This is a genomic window from Microbacterium trichothecenolyticum (genome assembly GCF_000956465.1).
Lineage (GTDB): Bacteria > Actinomycetota > Actinomycetes > Actinomycetales > Microbacteriaceae > Microbacterium > Microbacterium trichothecenolyticum.
On record NZ_JYJA01000039.1, the window covers coordinates 46,459 to 66,853 of the forward strand.

The following is a 20,395-nucleotide window of genomic DNA, read 5'->3' on the forward strand; positions in this document are numbered from 1 at the left end:
CTGGTGACGAAGCTATGCGCCAGGTGGACGCCGCGGACTGTCGGCAGGTGCGACTAACCTGCCCGCATGACCATCGATCAGGATCTGCTCGACTGGCTGCTCGACTCCGACCCGGCGCTGCGCTGGCAGGTGGAGCGCGATCTCGCCGGGGCTCCGCCCGATGTCTGGGAGGCGACGCGTGCGCTCGTGGCGACCGAGGGATTCGGCGCGCGACTGCTCGCAGAGCAGGATGCCGACGGCCAGTGGGCCGGAGGGGCGTTCTTCCCCTCGGGTTTCTTCGGCAGTGCCGAACAGGACGAGCCTGGTCAGCCGTGGGTGGCGACGACCTGGGTGCTGAAGGATCTCCGCGAGTGGGGCGTCGACGCGACGGTGCTCGACGGCACCGCCGGCAAGCTCGCCGCCAACAGCCGGTGGGAGTACGAGGACCTGCCGTACTGGGGTGGCGAGGTCGACGTCTGCATCAACTCGTACACGCTGGCGAGCGGCGCCTGGCTCGGGGCCGACGTCTCGCGGCTGGTCGCCTGGTTCCCCGAGCATCGTCTTGCGGACGGCGGCTGGAACTGCGAGGCGGAGGAGGGCGACTCGGTGCGCTCCTCGTTCCACTCGACGCTCAACGCGGCGCGAGGAATCCTCGCGTACGAGCGGATCACGGGTGACACGAGCATGCGGGCCGCCCGCCACGGCGGCGAGGAGTACCTCCTGTCGCGCCACCTGATGAACCGTGCGACGACCGGTGAAGTCGTCGGCCCGTTCGTCACGCGCTTCGTGTACCCCAACCGGCACCGCTACAGCGCGCTGGTCGCGCTCGATCATTTCCGCGATGTCGCGCTGGTCGAAGGCACGCCGCCCGACCCACGGCTCACGGACGCGGTCGACGCCGTGCGCGCCGCCCGACAGCCTGACGGCACCTGGCTGCAGACCACGCCGCTGCCCGGTCGCACCTGGTTCGACGTCGACGTCGCCGAGGGCGAGCCGTCGAAGTGGCTCACGCTGATCGGCACACGGGTGCTGGATTGGTGGGATGCCTCGTCCTGACGCGCCTTCCGCTTTCGGCGAACTTCCGCCGCAGCACCCGTGACGGGTCGACACTGGTCTCGTGGATGACCAGGATGCGCTCGACGCCTACTCCTCGACGGTCATGCGCGTCGCTCAGATCGTGCTGCCGTCCGTCGCCGCGGTGAGCGTGCGCACGCGGCAGGGTGCGGGAGCGGGCAGCGCGTCGGTCATCACCTCGGAGGGGCACCTGCTCACCAGCGCGCATGTCGTCGAGGGCGCGATCGGCGTGGAGGTCGCGTTTCCGGACGGCACGGTGGCGGCAGCATCCGTCATCGGCGCCGATCCGCTGTCGGACCTCGCCGTGCTGCGCGCGGACGTCGACACCCCGCCGCCGCTGACGATGGGAGATGCCTCGAAACTCGGTGTCGGGCAGCTCGTCGTAGCGCTCGGCAACCCTCGGGGGTTCTCGGGCAGCGTGACCGCGGGGATCGTGTCCGCGCTCGGCCGTTCGCTCCCGACGCGGTCGGGGCGGGTGATCGACGAAGTGATCCAGACGGACGCGGCCCTCAACCCCGGCAACAGCGGGGGCGCGCTCGCCGACAGTGCCGGCCGTCTGGTGGGGGTGAACACCGCTGTCGCCGGGGTGGGACTCGGACTGGCCGTGCCTATCAATGCCACGACTCGCGAGATCATCGACACCCTGCGGGCGTCGGGGCGCGTGCGGCGTGCCTGGCTCGGCATCGCCGGTTCGACGGTGCCGCTCGGCCCGGACGTCGCGGCCAAGGTCGGATCGAGGGTCGGGATGCAGGTGATCTCGGTGGTGCCCGAAAGCCCGGCCGCCGTCGCCGGCGCCCGGGTCGGCGACATCGTGCTGTCGCTCGATGGCGTCACGATCGCCGACCCGACGGCGCTGCAGCGGCGCATGGTCGAGGGTGCGATCGGCCGCCGCATGGAGATGACCGTCTGGCGCAACGGCGCTCTGGTCGACGTCGTGGTGCTGCCGCAGGAACTCCTGCTGCGCTGACGGTGCGCTGACCGTGCGCGGATCTACTCTGTGACTGTCGCCGAAGGAAGGAGTCGCCGTGTCGACGTATGACGAACACTTCTCTCACGTCCATGTTCCGGGCCCGGGTGAGTCGAGCATCCCCGAGCTCGAAGTCGACGAGACGATCCCGCCGCGCCCCGAGGAAGAGGTCGCCGACGTCGCCAGGGCGGAGCCCGATGTCGAGGACCACAGTCGGCATCGGAACATCGTCCGGGTATGGCGGGGAGTGATCCGCACGGAGGACCGCGACGAGTACGTCGACTATGTCGAGCGGACGGGAATCGAGGAGTACCGTGCGCTCCCCGGAAATCGGGACGCGTGGACCCTGACGCGCGACCTCGCCGACGGCCTCACTGAGATCTTGACGGTCTCGCGATGGGACAGTCTGGAAAGCATCCGGGGATTCGCGGGCGACGACGTCGACAGGGCGGTGTACTACGCGGAGGACGACCGGTTCCTCGTGGAGAGGGACGACACCGTACGCCACTACGTGCAGCGCAGCTGAACTCCGCCGGTCCGACGCCCGGGCGCCGGTTGCTCCCGGAATTCAGGCTCGAAGGGTCTCGACGGCGAAGGCGGCGATGCGATCCGCGCCGAAGTGGTCGTCTGCGGTGATGGTCACGACCGCGTCGCCCGCGAAGATGAGCAGCTGGCCGTAGGCGCCGTGAAGGCGCCACGCCTCGCCAGGGCCGCGCCAGCCCGCGAGCGCGTAGCCGTCGTAACCCGGATTCTCGCCGGAGACCACCCAGTCGGAATGCATCGCGTCGATCCACTCCGGTGACACGAGGTGCCGTCCCTCCCAGTGGCCGCGATCGCGGATGAGTCGCCCGACGCGGGCCAGCTCCTCCGTGCGCAGGGGGAGGCCGCCGCCCGCGACGATGCGACCGTTCGGGCAGCGCTCCCACTCGACGTCGTCGATGCCGAGCGGCGCGAACAGGCGCGGGTCGAGGTAGTCGCCGACATCGCCGACTCGCTCCGCGAGCACGCGCATCGCCGTGTATGTGCTGGCGTTCGAGTACTGGAACACCCTCCCGCGGGAGGGGCGCCTGAGAAACTCCGCGGCGAGGTCGGGCCAGTCGGTCATCATCGTCTCGGACCAGGGCAGATCGATGCCGCTCGTCATCGTCAGCAGATGGCGGAGGGTGACACCGTCGACGCCCTCGCCGAGATCAGCAACGGGGAGGTATGTCGCCACCGGAGCGTCGAGCGAGATCAGCCCCTCGTCTGCGGCGATGCCCGCGGCGAGCACGCAGACGCCCTTCGCGGCGGAGTGGATGTCTTCGCGCACATCCGCGGTCCAGCGGTGCTCGGCGACGTCGTCACCGACGAGGACATGCAGGCCATGGGCCCGGAACCCCGAGGCATCCGTCTCGAGCACGATGCGGTCGGAGACGGACTGGGCGCGAGTCACGGCTCCAGTCTGCCTGCCGTCGGGTGGCTCGGGTGTCAGGTGCGCAGCGGTGTGACGATCGGGCTCGTCAGTTGATGATCTCGCCACGCTCGTCGGCCCGGAGTTCGGCGAGCCGCTCCTGCCACTGCGCGAGCGCTTCGGGGGTCTGGCGAGTCCAGTCGGTCACCTCGCCGACGATCCTGAGCGGATCGCGGCTGCGATAGGAGCGCGTGGGATTGCCGGGGAACTTCTTGTCGGTCACGTTCGGGTCGTCCTCGAACGGACCCGTCGGCTCGACAGCGTACACACGGGGCGCGGCGGCTCCGGGGGCGAGCTCGGCGGCGAGGCCCGCGCCGTCGCGCAACGCGGTGAAGTAGATGTGGTTCATCACGACCTCCGGCCGGTAGTTCGATCGGAAACCGGCGCTGAGAAGGTCGCCCTCCCGCAGATCGGCCTTCGTGCCGTGGTAGAACGGCCCTTCGTCGCGCACCTCGCTCACGGCCACAGCCTAGGCGCCCGGCATCCGCGCCCGGCCGATCACGTGGCGACCGGCCCCGCGAACCCCGTCGCGCGCGTGTCGGCGCCCACCGTCTGATTCATGTGCTTCGCGATGCGCAGCACCACGGCGCGGTCGCCGATGCGTGCGCCCCGCAGCGCTGACTCCAGTGCCACCTCGAATCGGTTCACGTCGGCGAGGCGGCGGAGCCACACGGCGAGGATGAGGTTGTACCGACTGGCGGCGGTGAAGGCCAGCCGCACCTCGGGGACGGAGGTGATGGCAGGCCGCGCCGCTTCGAGCAGTTGCGCGGGGGCCTCGACGAAGTACCAGGCGTAGATGGGCCACCCCGACGCCGCACGCGCCATGTCCGTGCGGAAGCGAAGGCTGCCGCGCGCACGCAGCGTGGCCAGCGCGTCGGCGACGCGCTGGGGCGCGAAGCCGCTGCGCTCCGCGATCGTCGCGACCGGCACGCGTCCGTCGGCCCAGACCTCGCGCTCGATCGCCGCGCGCAGGTCGTCGGGTACGCGCTGCGCGGCGCGCGGCCGCGGCGGACGCGGCGGACGCACATGCTGCGCTTCGGCGGGATCGAGCGCGCGCAGGCGCCAGCTGCCGCCGTCGATCAGCGTCTCGTTGGCCAAGTGCGTGCGGACGGACCGCACACCGTCGAGTCGTCCGAGCCGGTGCAGCGCGTAGTCCGACAGCCCTGAGATGTCGGGCGCGAACACCAGCGCCATGAGGTCGCGTGAGCCCGACGTCACGTCGAGCACGTACACGGCGGGGTCTCGCTGGAGCTCCTGGACCACGGCATCCAACCTCGCCCGCTCGCAGTCGATCTCCATCAAGGACAGCTGGCCGTCGGTCGAGTGGCCCGTGACCCAGGCGATGCCCTCTTCCCGCAGGCGCGTCCAGCGACGAGCGAGGGTGCTGGCATCGACGCCGATGACGGGCGCGAGCTCGTTCCAGCTCGCGCGCGGCTCGATCTGCAGCGCGTGCACGAGCCGGCGGTCGATGGTGTCGAGCGAGATCTCCTGCATCCGGACCCTCCCTGGAACCGATCCCCGAATCAAGTGTCCCGCAAGAGGCTCTCGCTTTCCGCAGATATCGCGCATCGTCACGGAGTCGAAACATGCGAACGCGCACGATATCCGCAACGTTCGCAACGACGAGAGGACACCTCGTGAGCCTGACCACCACCGATGCCGTGACCGTCACGGAGTTGAAGGACCGCGCCGCCCTGGGCGTCGACGCCCGTCGCGACGAGCTCATCGGCCTGAGCCACGCCATCCACGAGAATCCCGAGCTCTCGTGGGAGGAGCATGACGCCGCTGCACTGGTTGCGCGCACTCTCCAGGACGCCGGTTTCGAGGTCGAGGTCGGCGCCTACGGCGTCGAGACGGCGATCGAAGCGGTGTACGGCACCGGCGATCTCACGGTCGCGATCTGCGCCGAATACGACGCGCTGCCCGGTATCGGGCACGGCTGTGGGCACAACGTCATCGCGGCGTCAGGGGTGGGCGCCGCGCTCGCGCTGGCACCGCTCGCGGACGACGCCGGCCTGCGGATCAAGCTGCTGGGCACTCCCGCGGAAGAGCACGGTGGCGGCAAAGTCGCCATGCTCCTCGAGGGTGCGTGGGAGGACGTCGACTTCTCGCTCATGGTGCACGGCATGACGGGTCGGGACATCTCGGCGACAAGCTTCCGCTCCACGGCGGTCGACCGTTTCGAGGTGGTGTTCCACGGCCGCACTGCGCACGCCGCCGGCATGCCGGAGCAAGGCCTCAATGCCGGCTCGGCTGCAGCGATCGCCCAGACCTCGATCGCGTTCCTCCGCCAGCATCTGCCGAAGGAGACGAACCTCAACGCGTTCGTCTCGCTCGGCGGCGAGGCGACGAACATCATCCCCGACCGCGCCGTCGTGCAGGTCGAGCTGCGCGCCTACGACATCGACATGTGGCGCGACATGAAGGGGCGCGTGCTCGCGTGCTTCGAGGGCGCCGCGATCGCGACGGGATGCCGCTGGGAATGGGCTCCGACCGAGCACCCGTACGCCCCCATGAAGCACGATCCCGCCCTCGGTCAACTGTGGGACGCCAACCTCCTGGCCCGTGGACGTACGATCGCGCCCGCCCCGCTCGGGGGCGGATCCACCGACATGGGCAACGTGTCGCAGGTCGTTCCGGCCATCCACCCGACCATCGCCTTCCTCGGGCAGTCGGGCCCCGCCCACAATCCCGAGTTCACCGCCGCTGCGGCCACGCCCGCAGCCGACGAGGCCGTCATCGACGCCGCCACGATCCTCGCGTGGACGGTGCTCGATGTCGCCCTGGACGACGCCCTGCGCGCCGACCTGCTCCACCGCACCGCCGAACGCCCCGCCGGGGCGACTCGGATCACGCTCGAGGCCTGACCGATCCCGCTCGCCGGGGCCGCGAAGCCTTCCCACCTGGAGAACCCGAAATGACCGCTCACACCCGCACAGGCGATGTCGCCTCCACCGGAACATCGTCGAGTCCGATCGCGAACGCGGCGTCCGCAGTCGCCGTCGGCTTCCGCAGTCCCCGGCTGTGGATCCTCATCGGACTCATCGTCGCCATCTCAGCCGGCGCACAGGCGATCGGCCCGATCGTCATCCCGCTCGGCATCGCCTCGGTGACGCTGCTGCCGATGATCTGGGGCATCACGGCCGGCGCCATCGTCTCCGGTCAGCGCCTCAAGCCGCTTCCGATCGACCTGCAGCAGGCCGCCACGGTCATCATGGGCGTCGCGGTGCTCTTCCTCTGCGCCCGCCTGTCATTCACGATCGGGCCCAACATCCCGATGCTCCTGCAGGCGGGTCCCGCTCTGCTGCTGCAGGAGGTCGGCCACCTGTTCGGCACCATCGCACTGGCCCTTCCGCTCGCCGTGCTCCTGCGTATGGGCCCGGCGACCGTCGGCGCGACCTTCTCGATCGACCGCGAGGGCTCGTTCGCGATGGTGAGCGAGCGCTACGGCTCCGACTCGCCGCAGTATCGGGGCGTGCTGTCGATGTATGTCTTCGGCACGATCTTCGGCGCCGTCATCGTGAGCCTCATCGCCTCGCTGGCCGCGTCGCTCGGGATCTTCGACCCGCTCGCGCTCGCGATGGGCGCCGGTGTCGGTTCGGGGTCGATGATGGCGGCCGCCGCGTCGGTGATCGTCTCCGCGCACCCCGACATGCAGGACCAGGTGCTCGCGCTCGCCGCCACGTCGAACCTCATCACGGGTGTGCTCGGTGTGTACATCGGCGTCTGGATCTCGCTGCCGCTGGCCGACCGCTTCTACAAGCTCCTCACGCGCAACAAGGACGCGACCCTTCCCGGCCGGCGCCCGAAGGCCACCGGTGCGATGCCGACCTCGGCGGTGAAGACCGTCGAGGAGACGGTGCTCGAAAAGCCCACCGTCACGGTCCCACTGTGGGTGTCGTTGCTCATCATCGGCTTCGCCGGGCTCGTCGTCGCGGCGATCGCCGCCAAGGGGTTCTCGTGGGACATGGTGATCGCCTACGTCGTGATGGGAGCGCTCGTCGCGGGTGGCATCGCTGTGGCCAAGGTCACCCGCGGCAAGGTTCCCGCGATCATCGTCGTCATGACGATCGGAGCGTTCCTCACGTCGCCGGTCTCGCCGGTCGCCGGCTGGTTCACGACAGTGTCGAACACGATCGACTTCCTGTCCCTGATCACCGTGATGCTCACGATCGCCGGTCTGAGCCTGGGCAAGGACCTTCCGATGCTCAAGAGCATCGGCTGGAAGATCATCCCGGTCGGGACCGTCGCGATCGCGGCATCCTTCCTTCTGTCGGCCGTCGTCGCCGAGTTCGCCCTGGGACTGTGGGGCTGATGACGCGCACCGCCGTCGGGGTCGAGCGCGGGGTGTACACCTCCGCGCTCGACCTCTTCTCGATCGGCATCGGTCCGTCGAGCTCCCACACTGTCGGACCGATGCGGGCGGCCGCCGATTTCCGGACGCGGCTGGCCGATGCCGGCGTCCTGGCGGACGTCGTGCGGTTCGGCTGCCGGCTGCACGGCTCGCTCGCCGCAACCGGGGTCGGACACGGGACGCCGGATGCCGTCATCGCCGGGCTTCGCGGACTCCGGCCCGAGACGGTCGATCCCGAGGCCGTGCACGGAGGGTGGGCGCTGCTGGAGTCGGGGGTGTCCCTCGACATCGCGGGAGTCCCGTTCGTGCGCGACGACCTCGTGTTCGCTTCGCGCGAGCGCCCGCACGGACACCCGAACTCGATGCTGCTGACAGCCGAGCTCACGGCAGGGGGCGGGGTCGTCGAGGAGTCGTACCTGTCGGTCGGCGGCGGGTTCATCCGCAGGCTGGGCGACGAGGGCGACGGTGGCGACGGCGCCGACGCCGGGTCGCGGCCCGAGACGCCCGCCGTCGCCGGCTTCCAGACGATGCGCGAGCTCCTCGACCTCGCCCGCGGACGCACCATCGCCGACATCGCCTGGCAGACCGAGGCGTCCATCCATGGTGCCGCGGCTGCGCGGGCTGGCCTGGACGCGATCTGGGCCGCGATGCGGGCGTGCGTCGAGAACGGTCTACAGGCGGACGGCATCCTGCCGGGAGGGCTCCGGGTGCCTCGGCGCGCCGCCGCCGCCTGGCGGCAGCTCGCCGAGCGGGGAGGACCGCGGGATGCCGCCGAGGCGGTGTCCGTCTACGCCCTCGCGGTCAACGAGGAGAACGCCGCCGGCGGGAGGGTCGTGACCGCGCCCACGAACGGCGCTGCCGGCGTGCTGCCGGCGGTCCTGTATCAGGCCGCCGCTGCGGACGGCTTCGATCCGGACCGCATCCGCACGTTCCTGCTGACGGCGACCGCGATCGGCTCGATCATCAAGGCGAACGCCTCGATCTCGGGCGCCGAGGCGGGCTGTCAGGCCGAGGTGGGGAGCGCGTGCGCGATGGCCGCCGCGGGCCTGACCGCCGTGCGCGGCGGCACGCCCGAACAGATCGAGAACGCCGCCGAGATCGCCATCGAGCACCACCTGGGCCTCACCTGCGACCCCGTGTCGGGCTTGGTGCAGATCCCGTGCATCGAGCGCAACGCGGTGGCCGCATCGACGGCGATGACCGCGAGCCGGCTCGCCCTGCTGGGCGACGGCAGCCACATCGTGGATCTCGACACCGCGATCGAGACCATGCGCCAGACCGGCGCCGACATGTCGTCGCGCTACAAGGAGACCAGCGCCGCCGGCCTCGCCGTCAACGTCGTGGAGTGCTGACCGGTTCCGGGAAGGGGCCCGTCACGGAACCGCCGGCGCCGGAAGCGCGCTCTCGGCGGGAGGGGCGGCGCTCGGCTCCTCCGCCACCGGCGGTGCCGCGGGCTCGTCAGTCGACGCGGGCGGTTCGCCGGCGGGGACGGATGCTGCGCCCTCCGGCTGTGGCGCCGGCTCGGCGCCGACGGGGGCGGGCTCGTCCGCTGCGGGCTCGGCTGCCGCAGGCTGGTCCGCTGCGGGCTCGGTCGCGACGGCCTCGCCCTGGGGCTCGGTCGCTGCGGCTGGGACACGAGCCTCCGCGACGTCGGCTGCCTTGAGGCTCGTGACCTCGGCTGTGGCCTCCGCAGCGGCGAACGGGTCCACCGGCTCATCGAACTCGTCGTCCGGGTCACCGGTGTTGTTCTCGCCCACCTCCGGAGACGTTCCCTTGACGCCGGGCTGCGTGTTCCAGTTCCGCGGCGGGTCGAGGCTCTCGTCGACGGTGAACGTCAGCGGGTTGTCCCACACGACCACCGTCATCCGCGGGTTCTCGGGCCCCTCCGGCTGCGTGGGGTCCTTCAGCTCTGTGAGCGTGTACGCGACGTAGTGGTGAACCGGCCGGAGACCTCCGGGGCACTGCAGGCTGTCGGCGGGGACGCCGGTGAGCGAGAACGTCAGGGCCCGGTAGAGGTCGCACTCGGGCTCGCGGTAGCCCCGGCGCCATGGCGGCGTCACCGGGTTGCCCCCGCCGTTCTCCGCCGCGGGATGCGACGGGTGGTCGAGGCCCTGCGTCCCCCACTGGTTCATCGCGTACTGATAGCTCACTCGCGCCGCGTCGAACTCGGAGCGGCACATCGCGATGCCGGCGGAGAGCAGGACGACGTAGCGCGGCGTCTTCATCTTGAACACCCCGAACGAGGGGTTGTTGGTGAATTCGCTCGGCTCGAGGAAAGAGGCCGCGCCGTCGCAGTCCGCGGCCAGCAGTCTCGCGTACGCGGGGCCGTCCTGGAAGTCGTTGGGACTCGTGTCGGTCTTCGGAAGGCTCCACGAGTAGACGGCAGGCGGGGGCTGGCCGCCGTTGCCGCCGTTCCCGCCATTCCCGCCGGAATCGCCGAGACCGCTCGATCCGCTCGATCCGCCCGACCCGCCTCCCTGCCGATTCCGCGGGGTGGCGCCCCCTCCGGAACCGGGCGGCGGCGTGTCGGTACCCGGCGGCGTCGCCGGGGGCGCAGCATCCGGAATCGAATCCGGTACCTCCGGCACGGCCGGGTCCGTCGGATCCGCGCCGTCCCGGGAGTCGGTGTCACGCTGCGTCGCGGGCGGCTGCTCCTTCTCAGGTGCCACGGGCGAGTATTCGCCGCACCCCGCGAGGCCGAGGGCGACCGCGACCGCGAAGGCGGATCCGATCGCGAGCGATCGCTTCGGAGTGGTTCTTGTCGGAGACATCGCTTCCCTCCTTTTCTGAGGATCTGCAGTGGAGGAGGTCGGTCGGACGGCCGAGATACCTCAGCCCTGCCCCGCGACCTCGGCCTCCGAGCCGCCGCTCGCGCACGGGCCGAAGCCTCCGGCATCCGCGATCCCGTAGACGTCGCGGACGAACGTGAACCGCAGGCCGTCGCCGTCGACGGGGAGCATGACGACCACGCCGTAGTCGAACGTCCACTCGTCGGAGATCAGGAAGTAGTTGCCACCCGTCGACTCGAGCAGGCGGAGTCCGCGATAGCGGTAGCGGAGGTCCTCGCCGGAACCGGCGCACGTGACGTCGACGCCCGGCGACACGATGTCGAGCGGCGCCGCGCTGTCGACCATCACTCCCGGAAGCTTCTCGATCTGGTTCGGGAAGTCGCGGGCGAGCTCGGTGCCCTCGACCGTCGCGTAGTTCATCGCCGACCAGAACAGCCCGATCGCCACGAGGATCGCGATCGCGCCCCGCAGCACCCCCTCGGTCATCGGGGCGAACCGCACCGCGTCGCGGAGTCCACCGCGCAGCATCAGTCCGTAGAGGAGCAGCAGCATCCCGCCCGCACACACAAGAGGCGCTGCGATGTACGTGATCGCGTAGCCGATCAGCCCGAGGACGAGCCCCAGCATGAGCACGCCGACGGCGATGAGCCACATCCACCGCGCGACCCACGTGACGATGCGATCGTCGCTTCCGAACCGGATGCGCCGGCGCCGGAGCCATTGGTCGAGCCCCACCCATGCGAGGCCGGCGATCGCCGCGCAGATCGGGAGCAGCACCACCGGCTGCACGCTCCGGCGGACGTAGTCGTCGACCGTCATCCCGAGGATGGCCTCGTCGATGCCGAGCATCTTCGCCATCTGGTCGCTGCGCACCCAGCCGAAGTACACGAGCAGGGCGGTCAGCACACCGACGTTGGCGACGACGGCGAGGAGCGAGCGCACGAGCGACCCGCGCGTCTCGCGATCCGCGGCCTCGACGGCCCCGGAGGCCTCGTCTTCGACGTCTGTGCTCACACAGGGGAGAGCTGCCGCGAGGCGCCGCAGATACGCGGCGCCTCGCGGCAGCCGGTCGCCGGCTACCCCTCGAGCAACACCAGCCGCTCGGTCGCGCGTGTCATCGCCACGTACCGATCGACCGCGCCCTCGACGCCCTCGCCGAAAAACGAAGGCTCGACGAGCACGACGAGGTCGAACTCGAGGCCCTTCGCGAGCTCGGGGGCGAGCGAACGCACCCGCTCCCGAGGTGTGAACGACGGGTCGCCGATGACGCACGCGACCCCTTCGCCGTGCTCCGCCAGCCACTCCGACAGGATCCGGTCGCGGTCCGCCGGTGCGGCATGACGCACCGGCACGCCGCTCGACCGGATCGAGGTCGGCACGTTGGCGTCGGGGATCGCGGCGCGGATCACCGGCTCGGCCTCGGCCATGACCTCGCTCGGCGTGCGGTAGTTGAGCGTGAGCGAGGCGATCTCCACCGCGGTGAGGCCCGCCCGCTCCAGGCGCTCGAGCCACGACTCGCGGAACCCGTGCCGCGCCTGCGCGCGATCGCCGACCACCGTGAAGCTGCGTGACGGGCACCGGGCCAGCAGCATCCGCCATTGCGCATCGGTGAGCTCCTGTGCCTCGTCGACGATGACGTGCGCGAACGGCCCCGCGAGCAGGTCGGGGTCGACGGCGTCGAGCACGGCTTCGTCGACCAGGCTGTTGCGCAGGTCGTCGCCGTCGAGCCACTGCATCATCTCGTCGCCCGCCTCCTTCAGGCGATCGACCACCTGCGCCATGTACTCGCGCTCCTGCGCGAGCTTCGCCTCGCGCTCACGGCGTCGCCGCGACGCCCCCGGGTCGCCCAGCCGGCGCCGGGCCGCGTCGAGCAGGGGCAGGTCGGAGATGGTCCAGGCCGTGGGGACCGCTCGCTGCAGCGCCTCGATGTCGTCCGGCTCGAGCCACGGCGCGCAACGGCGGAGATACGCGGGCACGCTCCACAGATCCGAGACGAGAACGGATGCCTCGACCAGCGGCCAGGCGCGGCCGAACGTGCGGGTGAGCTGCTCGTTGCGGGCCAGCGCCCGCCGCATCTGGTGCAGCGGCACCTCTTCGCCGTCGACCTGGTCGGTGAGGATGTCGAGGACCGTCTCCCACACCTGATCGCGCGCCTCGTTGTGCGGCAGACCCTTCTCGGCTGACCCGAACGCCTCGGCCCAGTCCTGGGGACCGAGCCACAGCTCGGCCCACGGCGTCTCGACGACGAGGCTCTCGGTGGGAGGCTCCTCGTAGAGCCGCACGGCGGGCTCGATCGCGTCGATCATGCGGGCGTCGGCCTTCAGACGGGCGACCCGGGCGTCGGGCTCCGGACCGGCGCCTCCGCCCTCGGCCACGAGGTCACGCAGGGTGCACGTCTGCACGCTGTCCTCGCCGAGGCTCGGAAGCACGTCTTCGACGTAGGAGAGGTACGCAGGGCTCGGACCGACGAACAGCACGCCGCCGCGCCCCTCGCCGAGGTGGGGGTCGGAGTAGACGAGGTAGGCGGCGCGGTGCAGGGCCACGACGGTCTTGCCCGTTCCCGGGCCGCCGTCGACGACGAGCGCGCCGCGCGAGCCGGCGCGGATGATGGCGTCCTGGTCGGCCTGGATCGTGCCGAGCACATCGCGCATGCGGGGCGAACGGCTCGCTCCGAGGCTCGCGATGAAGGCGGACTGGTCGTCGAGCGCCGCATGGCGGGCGAGCCCTTCGGCGGTGAACACCTCGTCCCAGTAGTCCGTGATGCGGCCGCCCGTCCAGCGGTAGCGACGGCGGCTCACGAGGCCCGAGGGATGCGCGTGCGTGGCGGCGAAGAACGGCTCGGCGGCGGGTGTGCGCCAATCGACGAGGAGGCGTCGGCCCGCGGCATCCGTGAGCCCGAAGCGGCCGATGTAGACGGGCTCGGAGCCGTCGGCGAGGACCATGCGGCCGAGGCACGCGTCGACTCCGAAGCGGCGGAGCGCCCGCAGGCGGGCGGAGACCCGGTGGATCTCGATGTCGCGCTCTACCCCGGCCTGGCCGTGCCCGCCGGGGCGGCGGCGCAGCTCGTCGAGGCGCTCTTCCAGTCCCGAGATCGAGCGCTCGAGGGTGTCGGCGATCGCGGCGAAGTGGTGTTCGTCGCCGCCGATGAGCGCCGGGTCGGACTTGGCGGCGAGGCGCTCGGGAAGGTGGAAGGCGGTGGTGCCGGCGGACCGAGGGGACGTGGGGGAATCGCTGATCGGACGGGTGTTCACGGCATGGGCTCCTGGCGGCTTCGCGACGCGGAATCGGACGGAGTGAGTCGGAAGAGGAGGGCGGGGGAGCGTCGCGACCGACCAGTATGCGCCCTCGAGGGGCCCTTGCCGCAAGGCCCCCACCCCCGGATATCCTGGTAGTGGCAGGAAGGTCGCGCCTCTGCGTGCGCAGACCCCGCCCGTTCCCCGGCCACCCGCACCGCGTCACCCACTGTTCACCTCGCGGCGCGGTCTCACGCGATCCGAATGATGCGGCGCGTGCATCCCCGTCGATACTGTGACATCACCGGGGGGTGGCGCTCTCGCCCGCCCACTTCCGGGGACAGGAGACACGCATGACCGCTGATGACCGCCACTCCGTCGTGGGGACACCGCTCCCGCCCGCGCGAACGCTGCCGTTCCCGCCGAAGCCTTCAGGCAGCTACGCGGGGCGCACGCTCGCCGAATCGACCTACTCGCCGCTGCCGCCCGAGCGGCACCTGAACGACGACGCTCCCAACGTGCTCGTCATCCTCATCGACGACGCCGGGCCCGCGTTGCCCGCACCGCTGGGTGGCAAGGTGAACACCCCCACGCTCGAGCGGATCCGCGAGGGCGGCATCGGCTACAACCGCTTCCACACCACCGCCATGTGCTCGCCGACCCGTGCCGCGCTGCTCACGGGGCGCAACCACCACCGCGTCGGGGCCGGCCAGATCGCCGAGCTCGCAGCCGACTGGGACGGCTACTCCGGTCACATCCCGAAGAGCAGCGGGACCATGGCCGAGGTGCTGCGCAACTACGGCTATTCCACGGCGGCGTGGGGCAAGTGGCACAACACCCCCGCCGAGGAGACGACCAAGGCCGGCCCGTTCGAGAACTGGCCCACCGGCAACGGCTTCGAGTACTTCTACGGCTTCCTCGCCGGCGAGGCATCGCAGTACGAGCCCAACCTGGTGCGCAACACCACGTCGGTGCTCCCCCCGAAGTCGCCCGAGGAGGGCTACCACCTCAGCGAGGACATCGCCGACGACGCGATCTCGTGGCTCCGCGACCACAAGGCGCTCTCGCCCGACAAGCCGTTCTTCATGTACTGGGCCACCGGCGCCATCCATGGCCCGCACCACGTCCACAAGGAGTGGGCCGACAAGTACAAGGGCGTGTTCGATGACGGGTGGGATGCCTACCGCGAGGAAGCCCTCGCCGGCGCGAAGGTCGCGGGGTGGGTCCCGCAGGACGCCGCGCTGACGCCGCGCCCCGAGTCGCTGCAGGGCTGGGACGACATCCCCGACCACCAGAAGCCGTTCCAGGCGCGCCTCATGGAGGTGTGCGCCGGGTTCGGCGAGCACGCCGACGTGCAGGCGGGCCGCCTCGTCGACGAGCTCGAGCGCCTCGGGTACATCGAGAACACGATCGTCGTCTACATCTGGGGCGACAACGGCTCGTCGGGGGAGGGGCAGAACGGAACGATTAGCGAGCTGCTCGCGCAGAACATGATCCCGACGACGATCGACCAGCACATCGCTGCTCTCGAGGAGCTCGGAGGCCTTGACGCGCTCGGAACGCCGGCGACCGACAACCAGTATCACGCGGCGTGGGCGTGGGCCGGGTCGTCGCCGTACCAGGGCATGAAGCTGATGGCCTCGCACCTGGGCGGCACCCGCAATCCGATGTTCCTCCAGTGGCCGGCGCGCATCGCACACGACCCCGTACCGCGCACGCAGTTCCACCACGTGATCGACCTGGCTCCCACGATCTACGAGATCCTGGGGATCTCCCATCCCGACACCGTCAACGGCATCCCGCAGGACCCGATCGACGGCACGAGCTTCGCCTACTCGATCGACGACAAGACGGCAGACGGTCGCCACCGCGTGCAGTACTTCGAGATCATGGCCAGCCGGTCGATCTACGAGGACGGGTGGCTCGCATCGACGACCGGTCCGCGCCTGCCCTGGGTGCCCGGCATGCCTGCGGGCATCCAGACCTGGACGCCCGACGACGACCGGTGGGAGCTGTACAACCTCGACGAGGACTGGAGCCAGTCGCAGGACCTCGCCGGCCAGCATCCCGAGAAGCTCGCCGCATTGCGGGAGCTGTTCGCCATCGAGGCGGCCAAGAACAAGGTGCTCCCCATCGGCGGTGGACTGTGGATCGCACCGCTGCACCCCGAACTGCGCATCGCCCCGCCCTACACCGAGTGGGACTTCACGGGCGACACGTTCCGGGTGCCCGAGTTCTGCGCCCCCGCCCTCGGCAACAAGCCGAACGTCGTCACCATCGAGGTGACGGCCGGCGACCGGGCCAACGGCGTTCTCTACAAGCTCGGCGGCGCGGGCGGCGGCCTCACGGCGTACGTGATCGACGGCGTCCTGACGTACGAGTACAACCTCTTCCTCGTGCAGCGGACGACGATCGCGGCGGCCGAGCCGCTCGCCGCCGGCGACCACACGATCGAGATCGAGACGTCGTATGTCGTGCCGAAGCCCGGCGGGCCGCTCGGCGTCGTGCTGCGGGTCGACGGCACGGAGGTCGCCTCGGGCACGGTGCCGGTCAGCGCGCCGCTGCTGTTCTCGGCCAATGACTGCCTCGACGTCGGCCGCGCCTACGGCGGCGCGGTGTCGCGGGCGTACGCCGACAGGATGCCGTTCGCCTTCGACGGCGAGATCGGCCGCGTCCACGTCGCCTACAAGGTGCCTGCGCAGGCGTAGCGAGCGACCCGAGCGGCCCCGGACCCGCCGTGGTCTCGGGGCCGCTCTGTCGTGGCGAGACGGATGCCGCCGGGCCACTGCGGCGGGCGGGTTCGCGCTGTCCGAATCGGCATTCGCGCCCGTCGGGAGCAGCAGCGTCCGCCGGATTCGACCGCGCGAGCGCGGCGTGACAGGACGCGCGGTCGCCGCCCCGCGTTGCGCCGGGTATTTTTGAACCTGGTTCAGCCGTCCTGGACCGGATCCATGCGCCGTGACGGGAGACGACGACGATGCCGGACTCGCACCCCGTGCACGCGCTTGCCCGCGTCACGATCGTCGGCGACGGCCGGGTCGGTCGTGCGATCGCGTCGGCCCTCCGGGACCTGGGAGTCGATGTGCGGGGCCCGCTCGGCCGCGGTGCGACCGCCGACGACGCCGACCTCGTGCTGCTGGCCGTGCCCGATGCCGAGATCGCCGCCGCGGCGGCGCTCGTCGCACCGGGCCGCCTGGTCGGGCACTTCTCGGGCGCGACGACGCTCGAGCCGCTCGCGCCGCACGAGGCGCTCAGCATCCATCCCCTCACCACCGTCACCGGCGACACCTCGTTCGCGGGCGTCCCCGCGGCCCTCGCCGGCTCGACCTCGCAGGCCCTGGCCACCGCTCATGCGCTCGCCGACGCGCTCGGCATGGCACCGTTCGACGTGGCCGATGACGACCGCCCCGCGTACCACGCGGCGGCGTCCATCGCGTCGAACTTCCTCGTGACGCTCGAGTCCTTCGCCGAGGACCTCGCCGCCACCGCGGGGGTCCCGCGGGAGGCGCTCGCCCCGCTCGTGCGCGCGACCGTCGTGAACTGGGAGGCCCACGGCGCCGCCGCCCTCACCGGTCCGATCGCCCGCGGCGATGAGGGGACCATCGCCCGTCAGCGCGCCGCGGTGGCCGACCGGCTTCCGGAGCGCGTCGACCTCTTCGACGCACTGGTCGCGGCGACGCGCGACCTCCGCGCGCGACGGGAGGTGGGATCGTGATCGTCGTCCGCACCGTCTCCGACCTCCGCGCAGCTCTGCGTGGGCGTCGTGGAGGCAGCATCGGCCTCGTGCCCACCATGGGCGCCCTGCACGAGGGTCACGCGACCCTGCTGCGTGCCGCCCGCAGCGCCGACGACACCGTCGTCATGACGATCTTCGTCAACCCCGCGCAGTTCAACGAGCAGTCCGACCTCGCGGCCTATCCCCGCACCGAGGACGCCGACCTCGCTCTCGCCGAAGCCGAGGGGGTCGACGTCGTGTTCGCCCCCGATGCGTCCGAGGTGTACCCGGACGGCTTCGCGACCACGGTGAGCGTGTCGGGGCCGATCGCCGAGACCCTCGAGGGCGCGGAGCGCGGCCGCGCGCACTTCGACGGCGTCGCCACCGTCGTGACGAAGCTGCTGCTGGCCGCGCTCCCCGACCACGCGTACTTCGGCGCGAAGGATGCCCAGCAGGTCGCCGTCATCCGCCGCTTCGTCGCCGATCTCGGCATCCCGGTGACCCTCGTCGTCTGCCCCACGTCGCGCGACGCCGACGGCCTGGCCCGCTCCAGCCGCAACACCCGCCTCTCGCCCGACGAGCGCGCGCGGGCCCTCGCGATCCCCAGAGCGCTCACGGCGGTGACGGATGCTGCGGCCGCCGGTGTCCGTCGGTCCGACGCGCTGCGCGAGCGCGCGCTGGATGTCCTCGCCGAGGCCCTCATCCAGCTCGAGTACGTCGCGTTCGTCGATCCGGAGACCTTCGCCCCGGTCTCATCCGTGGATCGCCCGACGCTCGTCGCGATCGCCGCGCGCGTCGGCGCGACGCGCCTGATCGACAACGCGGTGATCCCGCCCGTTCCCCCCACCACCGGAGGTGCCTGATGCGCGCACAGGTGACACTGCAGCGGCTCGCCGAGATGAAGGCCCGCCGTGAGCCGATCGTCATGGTCACGGCCTACGACTACCCGAGCGCGAGGACGGCCGAGCAGGCCGAGGTCGACATGGTGCTCGTCGGCGACTCGGGCGCGCAGGTCGTGCTCGGGCACGACTCCACGGTCGCGGTCACGGTGGACGAGATGCTCGTGCTCGCCGGAGCCGTGCGCCGAGGAGTGCAGTCGGCGTTCGTCGTGGCAGATCTGCCGTTCGGTTCGACCGAGGTGTCGGACGAGCAGGCGGTCGCGACCGCGATCCGCTTCGTCAAGGAGGCCGGCGCCGACGCCGTCAAGCTCGAGGGCGGAGGCGAGGCTCGGCTCAGCCGCATCCGCGCGATCGCCGAGGCCGGCATCCCCGTCGTCGCGCACGTGGGCCTCACCCCGCAGACCGCCGTGGCGCTGGGAGGCCTGCGCGCCCAGGGCCGCACCGCCGAGTCCGCCGCGCGCCTGGTGCGCGAGGCCCTCGCCGTGCAGGACGCCGGTGCGAGCGTGCTCGTCATCGAGGCGGTGCCGGCCGACGTCGCCGCCGTCGTGCTGCCCGCGCTCGAGATCCCCGTCATCGGCATCGGCGCGGGACCCGCCGACGGCCAGGTGCTCGTGCTGCACGACCTGCTGGGCATCACCGAGGGCAAGACCGCGGCCTTCGTCAAGCGCTACGGCGCCATCGGCCCCGACATGGTCGCCGGCGTCGCGGCGTATGCGCGCGAGGTGCGCGGCGGCGTCTTCCCCGGGCCCGAGCACGGGTACTCCGCCACCGACGACGCGATCGCCGCGGCGCGCGCCGAGCTCGAATCCCGCAGCGCGGGCTGAACGGATGCCGCGGGCCGCGGCATCCGTCCGGGTCAGTCGGGTGCGGGCCCCGTGGACTCGCGCCAGATGACGCGATGGATCTGCTGGGCCTCGGTCGGCGCGCGCTCGCCGCGGAGGGCCGCGATGAGCCGGGTCATCGCGCGTGAGCCCAGCCCCTCGAGGTCGACCTCCACGCTCGTCAGCGCGGGACTCATCAGGCGACCGAGCTGCTGGTCGTCCCATCCGGTGACGCTGAGGTCGTCCGGCACGCGCCACCCGCGATCCATCGCCGCGCGGATCGCACCGGCGGCGACGAGGTCGTTCGCCGCCATCACGGCGGTCGCCCGGTCGCGTTCGGGAAGTCCGCGGACCGCGGCCATTCCCGATTCGGCCGACCAATCGCCCTCGATCACGCCGGTCGACTCGAGCCCGAGCGCTGCGATCGCCTCCAGATAGGTGTCGCGCCGAGCGCGCGCCGAGGCGAACTGGAGGTCGCCGGTGATGTGGAGGAACCGGCGGTGGCCGCGTTCGGCCAGGCCGCGGATCAGATCGACGAGGGCTGAGGCATCCGCCAGCTCGCCGATGCCGCGCATCTCGTCGTCGAAGTCGGCCGATGCGACGATCGGCGTCCCGCTGGAGGCCTGCAGTTCGAGCGAGGCGAGCACGGGGGCGAACGAGACGATGCCGTCGACCTGACCGGAATCGGCCAGCTCGGCCACGCGCTCCGTCCGCTCCCCGGCGCCCCCCTCGAGGGCCAGCACCTCGACCGCGTAGCCGGCTGCGTGCGCGGCCGCGCTCGCGCCGGCGAGCATGCGCGCCGGACTGTAGGCGAGGGTCGGCACGACCACGGCGAGCCGGCCGGTGCGGCGCGTGCGCATCGAGCGGGCGACGAGGTTCGGGCGGTAGTTCAACTGGTCGACGGCGGCCTGCACGCGCGCTTTGGTGGCGGGCTTCAGTCCATCGGGAGCGCGGAAGAAGCGCGACACCGTCTGGTGCGAGACATCGGCGAGGCGGGCGACCTCCATGATCGTCGGCCGGCGGTGCGGTGCGGTGTCGGTCACGAGCGCCTCCTTCGACCTCTATGTTGACACAGATTGTGAACCTTCACTATTCTCACTTCTCAACCGAGTGA

17 protein-coding genes are annotated in these 20,395 nt (G+C 71.3%); 10 read left to right on the top strand and 7 right to left on the bottom strand.

Annotated elements, in window-relative coordinates; genetic code table 11:
- Positions 1-66 precede the first annotated feature (66 nt).
- The 3 genes from RS82_RS15895 to RS82_RS21895 all read left to right on the top strand — a co-directional run bounded on the left by RS82_RS15895 (position 67) and on the right by RS82_RS21895 (position 2,546).
- Positions 67-1,035 (top strand): hypothetical protein, encoded by a 969-nt coding sequence (locus RS82_RS15895; protein ID WP_045301230.1) that lies wholly within the window; start codon positions 67-69, stop codon positions 1,033-1,035.
- A gap of 61 nt (positions 1,036-1,096) precedes the next feature.
- Complete coding sequence (locus tag RS82_RS15900; RefSeq protein WP_245619633.1) at positions 1,097-2,020, top strand: S1C family serine protease; 924 nt, start codon at positions 1,097-1,099, stop codon at positions 2,018-2,020.
- A gap of 58 nt (positions 2,021-2,078) precedes the next feature.
- Positions 2,079-2,546, top strand: a complete 468-nt coding sequence (locus RS82_RS21895; protein ID WP_245619634.1) for a hypothetical protein — start codon at positions 2,079-2,081, stop codon at positions 2,544-2,546.
- Positions 2,547-2,588: 42 nt separating this feature from the next.
- On the opposite strand, the gene RS82_RS15910 is transcribed toward RS82_RS21895, so the two are convergent.
- The 3 genes from RS82_RS15910 to RS82_RS15920 form a co-directional block, all read right to left on the bottom strand.
- Positions 2,589-3,452, bottom strand: coding sequence for a serine hydrolase domain-containing protein (locus RS82_RS15910; RefSeq protein ID WP_045301232.1), 864 nt, complete (start codon positions 3,450-3,452; stop codon positions 2,589-2,591).
- Positions 3,453-3,519: 67 nt separating this feature from the next.
- Positions 3,520-3,930: an NAD(+)--rifampin ADP-ribosyltransferase gene (arr, locus tag RS82_RS15915; RefSeq protein ID WP_045301636.1), complete on the bottom strand. Its 411-nt coding sequence runs from the start codon at positions 3,928-3,930 to the stop codon at positions 3,520-3,522.
- Positions 3,931-3,968: 38 nt separating this feature from the next.
- Positions 3,969-4,964 carry an Lrp/AsnC family transcriptional regulator gene (locus tag RS82_RS15920; protein ID WP_045301234.1) on the bottom strand — a complete coding sequence of 332 codons (996 nt, stop codon included), beginning with the start codon at positions 4,962-4,964 and terminating at the stop codon, positions 3,969-3,971.
- A gap of 143 nt (positions 4,965-5,107) precedes the next feature.
- Here RS82_RS15920 and RS82_RS15925 point away from each other — a divergent pair, with 143 nt between their 5' ends.
- From RS82_RS15925 to RS82_RS15935, 3 genes are read left to right on the top strand one after another with little or no spacing between them, the layout of a single operon-like run.
- Positions 5,108-6,337, top strand: coding sequence for an amidohydrolase (locus RS82_RS15925; RefSeq protein ID WP_052676883.1), 1,230 nt, complete (start codon positions 5,108-5,110; stop codon positions 6,335-6,337).
- Positions 6,338-6,387: 50 nt separating this feature from the next.
- Positions 6,388-7,785 carry a DUF3100 domain-containing protein gene (locus RS82_RS15930; RefSeq protein ID WP_045301236.1) on the top strand — a complete coding sequence of 466 codons (1,398 nt, stop codon included), beginning with the start codon at positions 6,388-6,390 and terminating at the stop codon, positions 7,783-7,785.
- Positions 7,785-9,176, top strand: a complete 1,392-nt coding sequence (locus RS82_RS15935) for an L-serine ammonia-lyase (protein WP_045301640.1) — start codon at positions 7,785-7,787, stop codon at positions 9,174-9,176. Before RS82_RS15930 ends, RS82_RS15935 begins: the two co-directional genes overlap by 1 nt.
- A gap of 21 nt (positions 9,177-9,197) precedes the next feature.
- Here the strand turns inward: RS82_RS15935 and RS82_RS15940 are convergent, their stop codons facing one another.
- From RS82_RS15940 to helR, 3 genes are all read right to left on the bottom strand, one after another.
- Positions 9,198-10,595, bottom strand: a complete 1,398-nt coding sequence (locus RS82_RS15940) for a hypothetical protein (protein ID WP_045301238.1) — start codon at positions 10,593-10,595, stop codon at positions 9,198-9,200.
- 60 nt (positions 10,596-10,655) lie between these two features.
- Positions 10,656-11,627, bottom strand: a complete 972-nt coding sequence (locus RS82_RS15945; protein WP_045301240.1) for a hypothetical protein — start codon at positions 11,625-11,627, stop codon at positions 10,656-10,658.
- Positions 11,628-11,689: 62 nt separating this feature from the next.
- Entirely contained in the window at positions 11,690-13,864 is a 2,175-nt protein-coding gene (gene helR, locus RS82_RS15950; protein ID WP_245619635.1) for an RNA polymerase recycling motor ATPase HelR, read from the bottom strand.
- A gap of 335 nt (positions 13,865-14,199) precedes the next feature.
- Between helR and RS82_RS15955 the strand changes: the two genes are divergently transcribed.
- From RS82_RS15955 to panB, 4 genes are all read left to right on the top strand, one after another.
- The gene (locus RS82_RS15955; RefSeq protein WP_045301241.1) at positions 14,200-16,554 is read left to right on the top strand and encodes an arylsulfatase; all 2,355 of its coding nucleotides are present in this window, start codon (positions 14,200-14,202) and stop codon (positions 16,552-16,554) included.
- A gap of 269 nt (positions 16,555-16,823) precedes the next feature.
- Positions 16,824-17,561, top strand: coding sequence for a DUF2520 domain-containing protein (locus tag RS82_RS15960; RefSeq protein WP_045301243.1), 738 nt, complete (start codon positions 16,824-16,826; stop codon positions 17,559-17,561).
- Complete coding sequence (panC, locus tag RS82_RS15965) at positions 17,558-18,424, top strand: pantoate--beta-alanine ligase (protein ID WP_045301244.1); 867 nt, start codon at positions 17,558-17,560, stop codon at positions 18,422-18,424. Before RS82_RS15960 ends, panC begins: the two co-directional genes overlap by 4 nt.
- The gene (gene panB, locus RS82_RS15970; RefSeq protein ID WP_045301246.1) at positions 18,424-19,284 is read left to right on the top strand and encodes a 3-methyl-2-oxobutanoate hydroxymethyltransferase; all 861 of its coding nucleotides are present in this window, start codon (positions 18,424-18,426) and stop codon (positions 19,282-19,284) included. Before panC ends, panB begins: the two co-directional genes overlap by 1 nt.
- Before the next feature lie 32 nt (positions 19,285-19,316).
- Here panB and RS82_RS15975 read toward each other — a convergent pair whose 3' ends face one another.
- Positions 19,317-20,324: a LacI family DNA-binding transcriptional regulator gene (locus tag RS82_RS15975; protein ID WP_211255952.1), complete on the bottom strand. Its 1,008-nt coding sequence runs from the start codon at positions 20,322-20,324 to the stop codon at positions 19,317-19,319.
- Between the last annotated feature and the right edge of the window lie 71 nt (positions 20,325-20,395).